Below are 13,131 nucleotides of genomic sequence, written 5' to 3'. Positions count from 1 at the left end.
TCGTGATTGATAATATCGCCAGTGAATAAACACCGTGAGTACAAGTGAGCGAAGGGGTGGTAGCTCCTTCGCTTAGTTATTGTTTATTTACCGCTACACCAATATGAATGACAACACACTCAACCAAAGTAGTTGAAAGCCATAAGAAATACGTTGATGGATGCCGGGATTATTTTGCGCTTTAAAGGCTTTGGTCAAAGCAACCAAAGTGCAAACAGTGGCAATAACACAAAAGATTGAAAAAATACGAAAAGATAGCGTAACCAGTTCGGTCGTTGGGCTGATGGCAATTAAAATTGGTGCAATAATTAACGAAAGCAACATAACAAAACCTGCCCAAGTGTGTATTTTACAATTAAAGCTGGGAGTTTTGGTATAAGGGTCTGCATCCATTGGAAAATAACCCGCAACCCAAGTACCTATTCCATGTGCAATGACAAGCCAACCGGTAGCATTAACGAGCACAGAAACGTTGGAAAGCTGCGCTAAGTGCCAGCCAAAGAAGCAAAATAGCAACCCCAGCGGATAATTATTAATTAAGGGAGACAACTTCTCTGTAGGGCTACCAGTTGCCCCTAACTCACTGCAAAATTGTTTAGTGTGACTGTAGCCGGGGTAGTATCGACTTGCCACATAAACACCAATGAAAACCCAAACAGAGGCTATGAATCCACAATAAACTGCAATACTCTCAAACATCATCACATTTCCTTTGTATGTTGATCTTCCAAACGCTAGTACGTCATAAATCTAAACGTTGATTTTACCCTTGAGGTATAACACCCCATTACCTGAGACAACGATAGACGTATCTGCAACATGACATGTAAGTACACCACCGCGTTTTGAAGCTTGGTAAGCAATTAATTCGGTTCTGCCTAACTTTTCAGCCCAATAAGGGGCAAGCCCAGCATGAATTGAGCCTGTAACTGGGTCTTCATCACCGCCATTTGCAGGCCAAAAGTAACGAGAAACAAAGTCATACTCGTTGGATGGTGCTGTGACGACAACATCCAATGGCGCGAGCTGCCGTAATTGTTCGGATGAGTAAGTTAAGTCGAAAACATCTTGTTCGTTAGCAAAGACAGCAAAGTAAGCTTGCCTATTGATGAGTACTTCTGTTGGTTTTTTTGACAGCCCTTCGAGTAGTTGTTTTGGTACGGATGAAACGCTCTGTGGCTTTTGGTTGGGAAAGGTCATTGCAATCTCGTTGCTTGCGTTTAGAACAACGGTCAAGCTGCCAACTGCTTTGGTGATAAACTCGATTTGGGCCTCAACACCGAACTCATGGAATAGCACGAAAGCAGACGCTAAGGTGGCGTGGCCGCAAAAATCTATTTCGGTCAGTGGCGAGAACCAACGGATCTCGTATTTGTTAGCATCAATCTCCTTGATAAAGGCGGTTTCTGAGAGGTTGTTCTCAGCGGCGATATTTTGCATTAACTCATCAGATAACCAGTTTTTTACCGGCACAACAGCCGCAGAGTTACCTTTAAATTGTTGACTGGTAAACGCATCAACAACGAATATATCCATTTTCAATTGACTCACTCCTCTGGTTTTATAACGCGGCATTGGATGCCAGCACCTGATGCAAGTCATTGTGCGCAAAGATTAAACACAATTCAATTTAAAAAATGTAAAGTGTAGTAACGCATTAAAGTTAGGGTGGGAAAGTTAGGGTGGGAGTCCACTTAATTGCTGTTATTGATGTATGAGTGGTTTGCCAGATTGTTGAATGGCGCTGCGCTTATCCACCCTACAGTTATATTGCCGTAGGTCGGATAAGTGGCGAAGCCACGCCATCCGACGTTGATAAACACTAACATTGAAGTTAAGGTGGGTGTCCACTTAATTTAATTTATTTAGCGCTTCCGAAAAAGAAATCATTGCAACTTTTATATTATGATACTGTAGTGCCACTATAATCGCTCTAGCTCGTTTCTGGACATAAACGTGTTAGAGACTAATGACAGCTTTGTGCCAAAAGTAGCCGTTAAATAGTATTATTAAAATCAACAACTCTGACCCCATTGATTTGCCATTGATTTGAAATTCAAGCCACTTGAGATAGTGCTCTACAGCCGATACAAGTTTATCGCCAGATTCCGATATCAGGTCTCGAAGAAAGAAATACTGAGCTTTGAGGCTTTCTATCGTAGTCTCATTAGCCTCAACTTCAGCTATATACCTCTTCTCAAGGGTTTGAATCGCCAAATCGCTGACACCCACCACTAATTTGCACCTTCCTAAGATGCCGCCTAAGCTTTAATTCTACACTCAAAGGATTGAGGAAACCAAACTATGGCAACTGCCCGTAAAAGACAAATCAGTTTAACCGACACCAAATATTACCACTGTATCTCCCGTTGCGTAAGACGAGCATTTCTGTGCGGTGAAGATAAATTTACTGGAAAATCATATGAACACCGCCGTGATTGGGTTGAAGAAAAACTCTTGATGTTGGCGTCTGTGTTTTGTATTGATGTCTGTGCTTATGCTGTGATGAGTAATCACACCCACATTGTTTTATATGTTGATGATAAAAAGGCTATGCGTCTGTCGGATGAAGCGATTGTGATACGATGGCATAAGCTGTTTAAAGGTAATTGGATAACCCATAAACTCACTGAAGGTGAACCGCTCAATGAGTCGGAGCAGTTGATATTTAATGAGCAAGTCGCCAAGTACAGGGAAAGACTCGCAGATATTAGCTGGTTTATGCGGGTACTTAACGAAGACATCGCCCGCCGAGCAAATAAAGAAGATAATTGTACAGGCCGATTCTGGGAAGGACGATTTAAATCCCAAGCATTACTAGACGAGGCTGCGCTGGCTGCGTGTTTAGCATATGTAGACTTGAACCCCATTAGAGCTAAAATCGCCGCAACGCCGGAAACCTCAGATTACACCAGCATCAAAAAACGCATCGACCACGCTAAACAGGGCAAACAACCAAAAAGCCTACTACGCTTTGCGGGCAGCCCACGAAAACATATGCCTAAAGGGCTACCTTTTGAACTCAAATCCTATATTGAGTTGGTTGAACTCACAGGCCAGAGTATTCGAGCCGATAAACGCGGTTATATCAACGAAGCGCAACCCATTCTTACTCGATTAAATATCGAACCTGAGAACTGGATAAAACTCACCACGCAATTTTCTCGGGTATTCCATGGTGCAGTAGGTCGAGAGCGAACAATAACCGCTTAATGTGAAACACTGCAAAAACGACGACGGACAAACCTAACAAACTGCGAGCGCTTGTTGGCTTAGCAAAACTCACATTCTCAATTCTAGAATTTCTTACTTCTGTATTTACAGCGCTTTGTCGTGCGCGATAACCCGGTTTTGGTGTAGAGATACGCTTGGGCGCTAAAATTGGCCCATCGAAAAAAGTTTTTGTACCCAGTGATTGAAGTATTTTTATACTTTTTTACTTCACTTCCTCAGCTTGGATATTAATAGTGATGGGTGTCACTTATTTTCTTAGCTTGGATATTAATAGTGATGGGTGTCACTTATTTTCTTATAAAATCAACAACTCTGACCCCATTGATTTCATTGATTTCATTAATAGTGATGGGTGTCACTTATTTTCTTATAAAATCAACAACTCTGACCCCATTGATTTCAATCACTTACCCATAGTAGGCATGATTTTGATAACATCTAGCGACAAAGTTAGCTGGTTTGTTATTGAGAGCTTGTTTAATGTCTTTTTAAAGTGGCTGTCCTTTGAATTTCTGGAGCAAAAGGCCAACTGTTTTTGTCCGGTTTAAATGACTTGTTAGGCATCAATTCTCAATTGCTTTTAGATAAACAATTAGCACGCATCTGGTAAGCTTTGATTGGTACTTTTTTTAGTTTTATTTATTCTCTTCCTAAGGAATAGCTCAGCTATTAATAAGTTTGGAATCCAGCAAATCCATGCCAAAACGGGATATGCATCGACAAACTTTACTCCCAGTACCATACTAAGACCGAGGTAGAGCCTTAAAGTTACACCAGCTAAAGTAACGGCATAGCTTCGAATCATCCAGTTTTCATGCGACCTAACATCGCCTTTACGGATCAGGCGATAAGCATTGATGGTTGTCGCCAACCAAAAGATAGCCATAAGGCCAAATCCTGATTGTACATAAAAACCGCCTACTGAATTAACGGCCAAAACAAAACCAGAAATGCCGCTAAACAATATGGCTCCAACATAAAATCGACCGAGCAATCGATGAAGAGATAAGTACTTTATTCTAATAAAAGTACTAAATTGAAGAGCTCCGAATACTATTGCAATAGCACCGCCCATAAAATGAATCGATGTAAATCTGGGAAAATTTGTAAAAAGGTTCTGAATAAAAGGTGGCCTAATACTAGGCATAGCAAGAAGCCCTATAGCATAAATAGCTACCAGTACCGCTGAAAGAGTCATTATACTCCATAAGATTTTTTTGCTCATATGCCTTCCTTGATGCCTAACAGCGTATTATCGAGAATTCCTGTTAACACTTAATATGTCAATTGCCAGAATTATCAAAATACGATTTTTAATAATCTAATTATTAACAACTTACACATAGCTACAAGGAATTACAATTGTTTCGACTACCCCATACCCGAGAATTTACTTAATCGAGAATGAATAAAATTACATAACGAGAATACACATTTAAAATAGCAAGAAAATTAATAGGTTAAGTTTTTAAGAAAGTTTTAACGAGAAGCCGCTTAAATTACATAACGAGAATCGATTGTTTTTAAGTCTAGATTTTGAATGTCCATTCCTCGCTCATAGCTTTGCTCGCTACCAACGGCCGTTCTTCGGTCTAAGCCGCGCTTAGAACATTCACGTTAACTCATAATGGGGCAGAAACGAGTTACGCTGATGGTCCACTTTTGTGTTAACACCAAGCATTAGAATAACAACCAACTAACGCTATCCCACAACCTAAACTTTGGAACCCAGTGCGAGTTACTGAGGTTAATAACCTCAAACCCACACATCATTTTGGGCAGTCAGTTCACCGCCAGCGTCACCGGTGTTGACTACGCCAGCGGGTTCTATCAACATGACTTTACACTCTTCGTGAGCAAAGGGTTTGTGTTCCACCCCTTTGGGCACCACGTACATTTCGCCCTCAGAAAGTTCAACCACTTTGTCTTTGAACTCGATACCCATCTTACCCTCAATCACTAAAAATACTTCGTCGGTATCTTTGTGGGCGTGCCAAGTAAACTCCCCTTTAAATTTGGCGAGCTTAAACTGGTAATCATTCATTTGCGCAATAACACGAGGAGACCAATGCTCACTGAACTTAGCGAGTTTTTCTTGTAAATTGATTTTTTCCGATGACATAAATCTGTCCTAATAAAAGAAGGGAAACCGCTGTAGCTAGTCTATGAATTTACTCTCTTGTTGTACCTGTGTAAAGTCGTGTGGGCTCATCGAAACAGTAGGTTAATTTTTGTTTTGTAAGGAAAAAATTTCAATTTAGGTTTGTATTTACGGTTGTTAAGTTAGTATCACCACGGCGTTGCACCGTGGTGATAGCATATGGGCTACGATAAGTTACCGACGATATCTTCCATAATGTTTAAAGCCTGATCAATTTGCGCTTGGCTGATGTAAGGCGCAGGCCCCAATCTTAATTGACTGCCACGGCTATCGGTTTGAATGCCATGCTCATGGAGTTTGGCAACCCATTGACTGGCATGGGCGGTGGTGAGTGCCAAAAATCCACCATTGTTCTCAAGTGGGTGAGCCGCAAGCGTAAAGGCGTCTGCCAGCTTAGGCACCGTAGTAATACCATTTTTAAGCTGAGCAATTTGTTGCTGATTAATGGCTCTGAGTTTGGTCGGTGTAAGCTGTTGCTCGGCAAAAAAGTCAAACACAGCAGCGGCGCGGTAGTGACTGCTTGGGTCATAAGTTGCACCGTCGAATGCACTTGCCCCTGGCCCATAACCCACTTGTCCTGGGGCTTGGTTCAGCGCGCTAAATTCCGCATACCAACCAGTGATAATTGGACTGCCATTATAGCCCTTGGGGACGCGCATCATGCAGTTTCCCTCGCCAGCTTGGCAGTATTTATAACCACCAGAGACGATAAAGGCATGTTCAAGTTGCCAGCTTTTAATATCAAATGGCACCACATTCAAAGCATGATAGGTATCAACCAAGCAAGGAACATTGTGTGAATGAGCATGTTGGGCAACCGCGCCAACATCACGGAAAATCTCACTTGTGCCGTAAAAGACCGCGGAGATCATCACCGCATCGGTTTGTGCGTCAATTTTATCAATGAGCCTTTGCGCAAGCGTTTCGCTGGGGACAACTGGCACAATCTCAATGTGCATATTCAGTTGTTTAAAGCGATTTAACTGCCTGCGCATAGAGTGAAACTCACCATCCGTGGTAACAATTTTAACCGCTCTAGAAGTTGGTTGTTTAAAGCAGTTTAGGTCCGATAAAAAGCGTAACAGCAACTCATGGGTAGAGGCTCCTAGTGTGATCTCGGCATCTGGTTCACCCAATAGTGAGCTGTAAAAATCTTTCACGCGCTGTGCTTTGGCAAAGGCATTGGACCATTTGTCGTCAACGTGCAACGCGGCATCTTGATAACATTCTAGCAAGCCATCTTTGGCAACATTGGGCCAAGCCTGGTGAGAATGTCCAGAGAGCAAAATGCGCTTATCAACTTTAAAGTCACTGTAATGAGGTTGCAGCTCTAGAGCAAGTTCAGTGGTCATAGTTAAGGCTCCGAGTTGGATTACAAGTGCGTACGTAGTTCAAATAATTCAGGGAAAAAGCTGATATCTAGTGCTTTTTTCAAAAATTCAACACCTGATGAGCCGCCCGTTCCAGTTTTATTTCCAATGATGCGCTGTACTGTGTACATGTGCTTAAAACGCCATTGTTGGAAGCTATCTTCGATATCAACCAGCTTTTCGGCTAGTTCGTACAGGTGGAAATATTTATCAGCATCACGGTAGACCATAAGCCAGGCATCTAACACACTTTGGTTGGCTTCGTACGGCTGGCTAAAGTCTCTGTCTAATACACTTTGATCAATCGGTAGACCTTGGGCTTGCAGTGCGATTAATGCTTCGTCATATAAGCTAGGTTTATGCAAAATATCACTGAGTTCGCTGTGCACGGCTGGGTTGCTTTCGTGTACTTTAAGTAACTCGGTATTTTTATTACCAAGCAAAAATTCAATCTTTCGATATCCGTATGATTGGAAACCAGATGAATGACCCAGTGCATCGCGAAACTTCAGATAATCAACAGGTGTTAATGTGGAGAGTATGCCCCATGATTGAGTCAGTTGGCTCAAGATCTGCTTTACACGAGAGATCACCTTAAAGGCATGACCGAAGTCGCCATTTTTGATGTTTTCAATCGCTTCGTTTAGTTCGTGACCGGCAAGTTTTAACCAAAGTTCACTGGCCTGATGAATAACAATAAAGAGCATTTCATCATGTTGGTCAGATAATGGGTGCTGGGCACTGAGTACCTTTTCAAGATTTAAATAGTCACCATATGACATATCATCCTTAAAATCGGTATGAATGTCTTTTTCCATGGCGCGGTAATTACTAGGTTTGTTGTCAGAATGGTATGGGCAACTCATGGTTTATTCCTGCTTTAGCAAAAGTCGCAGCATTTGACATGTATGCGACTAAAGATAGTTTGCCCAAGAATAACAACCAATTAACAGAACAACAAAATGTACACATGAGTTGGTGATATTGTGAGTGTGTATATAACTTTACACACAGAAAATGGTACAAAGATTATTGCACTGTGGAATGCCATCTCAGGTTTATGAGAATGAGCTTATTTATTAACGTTCAGAAGCATAAGTGACATAGTTACTTTTTTGTCGCGGTTAATTTTTAAGCATACATGTAATAAAGCAAGCCATCACGAATTGGAGTCAGCTAGATAAATCACAGCTGCCTCCAATTGATTTATCCCAATAATTTAGGCTGATTCAAATTATATTGCCATTCTTTCCATTTGCCGTTAGGTCTAAGTACGTGCATTGAATACTGATGTTTATTGATGTTATCCAGCGCTAAAATACCTAAGTTTAAATGACCTGATAGGAATTTACCTTGCCAACTCTCGGGTTTTAGGTATTTGGTTTTTTCTTTATAGAATGGGTTCAAAGAGATACCAAATACGGCACTTCTGTGCAGAGCATTTAGGGCCATCTCAATGCTACCTGTTGGCCGATTTGAAATCGAGCTACTGGTTAATTGCCAAAATGTAACGTCATGGCCATTGCTAGGGTGTGCAAATGTACTTTTTCTACAAAAGCCATAATGCACGTCACCAGAGAGAATATAACACTCCTTGAGGTTGCTTAATGAAGTGATGGTATCTGAGAACTTCGCCATTTGTTGTTCATCACTTATCCAGCACTCACCGTCAGCGCCTGTTGCCGCTTTGTGCTCAAATAGTTTGACGGTGCCTAACTGCAAATTCTCTACAAGGCTAAAACCGTACACAGGAGCTGGAGAGAGTACTATCAAACGTTCGGTGTGAGTATCCAGTGTTGATAGCAGGGAGCGGATATGAGCTAAGCCTTGGTCATCGACTAATAAGGGTGACAGAGGCTTATTTGGGCGAAAGCTCCGCTGAGTGCGGGTATCAACCAATAGTGCAACGGGTAAGGTTGGGGTCAGCGTGGAAAAATTATGACCATTTAGATACTCAAAAGTTTGTTGGTAGCAGGTCGCATCGTATTGGCTCAGCTTACTTATATAGCTTGGCAGTACCTCATTGATAAGGTTTTGATACTGTGCTGGGTTGTTACCCCATGCTTGACAGATAGTAAAGGCGGCCAAAGCGTTGGTTACAGTTTGTTGGCCTAGACTTGATGGTTTGCTGAGCTGATTGGTAACTTGTTTAGTCAAATTCCAATCATCAGTAACTTCATGGTCATCGAGCATCATATAGCTGGGGATATGGGCCAATAAGCGCCGGACACGCCAGCTTTGTTTTACGAAATTATTGGCTTTAGCATAGCTTTCCCACTCATTGCGGATCCGTTTTCGCTCCTTATATGGGAGTGCATTACGCTTGCTGGGTAGCTTATCGGTAGGTTCTGCAAGTTCATGGCACAGACCTCCCCAAGCAAGCATGTACATTAATATATATTCGCGAAAGCCCAGAAGGTGTTGATGGCCTTGTGTCGTGTAAAATCCTTCTTTTTTATTGAGCAATAAATGTCGATTTTGCCAGCCCAGTGCGCTTAAGTGACTTTGCCAGTGTGCAGTATTGTTATCTACAGGGGTTGCTAGTGCTTCATCGTTAAATAGCAACTGCGATTGCTCAAACAGGTATTTAGCAACTTGCGGGTCAACATCATCGGCATAGATTTGATCTCCAGTGAAAAATGCGACATCAGGTAACTTATCCAGCTTGTTACTGTGTTCGACACTTCTATCGTATGCAGCTAAAGCGTCTTGTTTAGCACCGTGAGGTTTGCGACAAGATGCATTGAGGATTTTGTGATTTTCTGCAAGATAGCGAAAGCAAGGTAGCGAATGGCCCGGGTAAATTGGCAAAGGGCCATTAAAATATTGCGCTTGAAAGAGACTGACGTGGTTATAATGTAAATCATAATGTATTAAATCTTGTTCTGGCCAGCCGCTTTGTGGCGCTTTCATCGTAACCATAACCGCATTTAAATTGTTGCCAATTTGAATGCTGTCAATGTGTGCTGCATCATTCAACGGTGCCATCATTAATGTGGTTGATGCGCTGAGTGCTTGTTGCTCAAACTCTCCATGTATGATCAGCCATATGCAGGCTGTTTGTGAGTCGACCCTTCTAAGCATGGGGCCGCACAGTACTTTCATATCCATTATTCCTTCCATTTCATTAATTTCCATGAGAATAGTGGAAATATAGCCTTAAGTGAGGTGCGAGCACAATGCCACCGCCTATGGTTTACACAGATAACACTGGTACTTTGGCTTGTGATGGTGAGGGACAACTATTGAAAGATATAAAATTGGCACAAAATCAAGGCACTGGTATTACTTTCAGCGCCTTGATGATGTTTATGCACGTCGCTCACAGCAGGTAGTCGTTGCCATCCTTAGCCGTATATTGCTTACAATGAGTCGCGGTCTGAACGCCAGTTAAAAAGCTCATCCACATACGATTAAGTTGCACCTGTTGAGCTTGATGTTCTACGCTGCTCAGTTGAGTTTCAACCTGAATGTCGTCAATATTGGCGTGGTCAATTTTACCGGTTTCGCCACAGCGGTTGAACGCGATTTCAATATGCAAGTTGTCAGATTTTTTGAGCAAAATTGCACTGGGGTCATCTCTGTGCCCACATAGAGCAACAAATTGTTTTGGGTATTTCAGACCACAATGACTGCCATCAGCAAAAAACGCCATCAGGTGGTTGTAGTAAACAACATAGTGGGTAGCTTGTAGATGAGAGCCATGATCGAGCGGACAGTGCTGATCAAGATATTGTTTTGCAATGCTGAGTTTTTGGCAGCTTTTTGGTTGTGTTTCAAAATTTGAACGGGTGAGTGCTGTCATAATTTGTTACCTCATTCCTGGTCGTTGTAATTGTGTACGTGATTAGTGAGAGTGTTCAAATTCAGTGTATGCGACTTTTTTAGATAATTTCACAAAAAGAATTTTACAGTGTAAATTTTACAAATTGTGTTATTTTCAAACACAGGTAGGTGAATTTGTTGGTATAAAAATAATGAAAAAAGAACAAAGTTTGATGCGAAAATCCCATTTCTTGGGCACAAAAATTCGTAACTTGAGAAAGCGTAACCACCTGACTTTGGAAGATTTATCAGCGCGCTGTATTCGGGTTGATGCGCAATCAGCTCCTTCAGTATCCTATTTGTCGATGATTGAGCGGGGCAAGCGCACACCTAGTGAAAGTATGCTTGAGAATCTTTCCGAAGTATTCCAAAAACCGGTCTCTTGGTTCTTGGATAATGAACCAGAAGCTACCAATATCATACCTGCTAAAGGTAATCATGGCGGGATCTCGGGCATGGCCCTTGAGCCAAATTTTTTGTTCTCAAACGATATTTTGCAAATTGCCATACCAGAGATGCTATCCCAGACGGGGATCAGTGGCCGTCAGTTTGCTCACTTGCTGATACGCGCACACCAAGAGCATCATCAAAACCACTTTCCCGACTTAGAGCGGGCAGCCGAAGAAGTAGGCAATAAAAACCTCTACCTTAACAGTGAAGACTTGATGACAATTGCTCGCTCGCACGCGCTTGAATTGCACTGGTTCGATGAATCTAGCAGCACGCAACTGAGTGAAGAAGGCGAAGTGACGAAACATTTAACCACTTCCTATTTTTGTGCACCCAACAAGGTGTATTTAAATCGTGTATTGAAAAGTCGCGAAAGTCGATTGAAATATGACTTGGCGGTACACATTGGTCACGCAGTCCTACACAATCAAGAAGGACTACAGTGTCGATTAACCGTGGGCGGCACTCGCGATAATGCACCCCCTACAAACGATACTCCTAACGCACAGGATATTTTGAACGCTTGGCGTGACTTCGAAGCCAGTTTTTTTGCGGGGGCATTATTATGTCCAAAAGCGCCGTTTCGGCAATTGTTGGACAGCCATGGTTATGAAGTAAACATACATGAGCAATTAAATATCTCCGCATCGGTTGCAATGCGACGCATGACGGTGGTTTCACCTTATCCTCATTGGCACTATTTTGATGCCTACCAGCCTGGCAAGTTAAAGGCTGTCTATCGAGGCAATGGCATTCCGCTGCCATGGGGGAATATGAGAACCGTTCAGGACCCTTGCCAGCATTGGGCGGTATTTAGAAAGTTTGCTGAATTGTCGCAACAAAGCAGTACTCAGTTATCAATCTTACTGGTAGATGGCAAACCTAGGCTCTATTGTTGTGAGTCTGTACAGGTGAAAGACTTAGCCGGAAACTCACATGTTTTGTGTGCAGGTCTTGATCTTAATCCAGCAATTACCGCGCAAGGCATGGACGCAGAGGCCGTTGTGGCTGAGCTACAGGCTCTGTGTATTAAACATGGAGGTGCGAGTGTGATCCCTCACAGCCTTAAACAGCAACTTTTGAGTGTAGCGCGTATTCTCAATATTGGGTGGATAGAGCGTGGTTTGAGCAGCGAAGTTCGGGTGATTTGTACACGTGGTAATGCGTGTCCACGCCAACCGGGCTGTTATGAGGCTTAATAAAAAGTGAAAATAGAATGTTTGCCTACCCCAAGGTTAATCGACTATGTGGAGTGCTTTTGCTTAGAGCAAGTACATGGCATTAAAAGGAGTGTGCCACAAGGTGTGTTTGATATTTTTATCAATACACAGGCGCTTCTTTACGGTGCAGACAAACAGCTGCTATTGCCGTCAATGTGGCTGGTCGGCCAACATACTCGCCAATATCAACTCATAGCGGAAGAACCCTGTTGGGTGTTCACCATTCGTCTGAAGCCATTTGCACTGTTACCTTTTCCTCAATTTAACGCACTAGAAATCAAAAACACGATACAAAGTATAACGCGCAATTTTGGCGGTAGCGGACTTGCCAGTCAAATTGTAGAGTCACTCAGTGAAAACAAACAACAAACAGCTGATATACGGTTGGCTGTATGCACCCATCTTGCGCAAACTTGGTTAATAGAAAAAGTGCTAAGCAAGGCAAACTTTACCGTGCCAACAATATTCAGGGCTGAGTCTAATTTCATTCTGAGAAATAAAGGAGATATACAAGTACAAGCGCTTTGTGACAACTTTTCATTGAGTAAAGTAACCATTCGCAAGCACTTTTTGGCGCACTGTGGTTTGCTGTCAAAGGAGATGAGCCAAATTTGGCGTCTTAATCACTTTTTGATGCTGGAGCACTCAGGTAAACTGCCGTCAATGACACACAGTGCAATTGCTGCTGGGTTTTACGATCAAGCACACTTAATTAGAGAATTCAAAGGTATACTGGATTGCACGCCCAAAGTATTCTTTAAAGATCGCAGTTTTGATGCAGCAACAATTACACAGATAGCCAAGCGCTTTGGTGGTTCATACAGTCCAGTTATCCAAGCTGACTAAGACGTATTGTGTCTGAACTTAGTGC

Annotated in this window: 11 protein-coding genes and 1 pseudogene; 3 read left to right on the top strand and 9 right to left on the bottom strand. The window is 42.4% G+C overall.

The window, feature by feature from the left end:
- Positions 1–93 precede the first annotated feature (93 nt).
- The 3 genes from BIW53_RS19340 to BIW53_RS19330 form a co-directional block, all read right to left on the bottom strand.
- Entirely contained in the window at positions 94–699 is a 606-nt protein-coding gene (locus tag BIW53_RS19340) for a DUF998 domain-containing protein (RefSeq protein ID WP_070993870.1), read from the bottom strand.
- Between the two features lie 51 nt (positions 700–750).
- Entirely contained in the window at positions 751–1,542 is a 792-nt protein-coding gene (locus BIW53_RS19335) for a PhzF family phenazine biosynthesis protein (protein WP_217495727.1), read from the bottom strand.
- A gap of 417 nt (positions 1,543–1,959) precedes the next feature.
- Complete coding sequence (locus BIW53_RS19330; protein ID WP_070993663.1) at positions 1,960–2,235, bottom strand: hypothetical protein; 276 nt, start codon at positions 2,233–2,235, stop codon at positions 1,960–1,962.
- Between the two features lie 69 nt (positions 2,236–2,304).
- Between BIW53_RS19330 and BIW53_RS19325 the strand changes: the two are divergent.
- Positions 2,305–3,276 (top strand): annotated as a pseudogene (locus tag BIW53_RS19325) (transposase).
- 550 nt (positions 3,277–3,826) lie between these two features.
- Here BIW53_RS19325 and BIW53_RS19315 read toward each other — a convergent pair.
- The 6 genes from BIW53_RS19315 to BIW53_RS19290 form a co-directional block, all read right to left on the bottom strand.
- The gene (locus tag BIW53_RS19315) at positions 3,827–4,459 is read right to left on the bottom strand and encodes a DUF2306 domain-containing protein (protein ID WP_070993661.1); all 633 of its coding nucleotides are present in this window, start codon (positions 4,457–4,459) and stop codon (positions 3,827–3,829) included.
- A gap of 531 nt (positions 4,460–4,990) precedes the next feature.
- Complete coding sequence (locus BIW53_RS19310) at positions 4,991–5,356, bottom strand: cupin domain-containing protein (RefSeq protein WP_070993660.1); 366 nt, start codon at positions 5,354–5,356, stop codon at positions 4,991–4,993.
- 203 nt (positions 5,357–5,559) lie between these two features.
- Entirely contained in the window at positions 5,560–6,747 is a 1,188-nt protein-coding gene (locus BIW53_RS19305) for an aminotransferase class V-fold PLP-dependent enzyme (RefSeq protein ID WP_070993659.1), read from the bottom strand.
- A 20-nt stretch (positions 6,748–6,767) separates the two neighbouring features.
- Positions 6,768–7,631 carry a tryptophan 2,3-dioxygenase gene (gene kynA, locus BIW53_RS19300; protein ID WP_070993658.1) on the bottom strand — a complete coding sequence of 288 codons (864 nt, stop codon included), beginning with the start codon at positions 7,629–7,631 and terminating at the stop codon, positions 6,768–6,770.
- Between the two features lie 340 nt (positions 7,632–7,971).
- Positions 7,972–9,870, bottom strand: a complete 1,899-nt coding sequence (locus tag BIW53_RS19295; RefSeq protein WP_139158893.1) for a metallophosphoesterase family protein — start codon at positions 9,868–9,870, stop codon at positions 7,972–7,974.
- A 217-nt stretch (positions 9,871–10,087) separates the two neighbouring features.
- Entirely contained in the window at positions 10,088–10,570 is a 483-nt protein-coding gene (locus BIW53_RS19290; RefSeq protein ID WP_070993656.1) for an aldolase/citrate lyase/malate synthase family protein, read from the bottom strand.
- 172 nt (positions 10,571–10,742) lie between these two features.
- Between BIW53_RS19290 and BIW53_RS19285 the strand changes: the two genes are divergently transcribed.
- Positions 10,743–12,239: a DUF3612 domain-containing protein gene (locus BIW53_RS19285; RefSeq protein WP_070993655.1), complete on the top strand. Its 1,497-nt coding sequence runs from the start codon at positions 10,743–10,745 to the stop codon at positions 12,237–12,239.
- Positions 12,240–12,245: 6 nt separating this feature from the next.
- Complete coding sequence (locus tag BIW53_RS19280) at positions 12,246–13,106, top strand: helix-turn-helix domain-containing protein (RefSeq protein WP_139158892.1); 861 nt, start codon at positions 12,246–12,248, stop codon at positions 13,104–13,106.
- Positions 13,107–13,131: the final 25 nt, after the last annotated feature.

Source organism: Pseudoalteromonas byunsanensis, from assembly GCF_001854475.1.
Classification (GTDB): Bacteria; Pseudomonadota; Gammaproteobacteria; order Enterobacterales; family Alteromonadaceae; genus Pseudoalteromonas; species Pseudoalteromonas byunsanensis.
The sequence above is the reverse complement of the archived record's forward strand: the minus strand, read 5'-3'. Positions and strand labels throughout refer to the sequence as shown.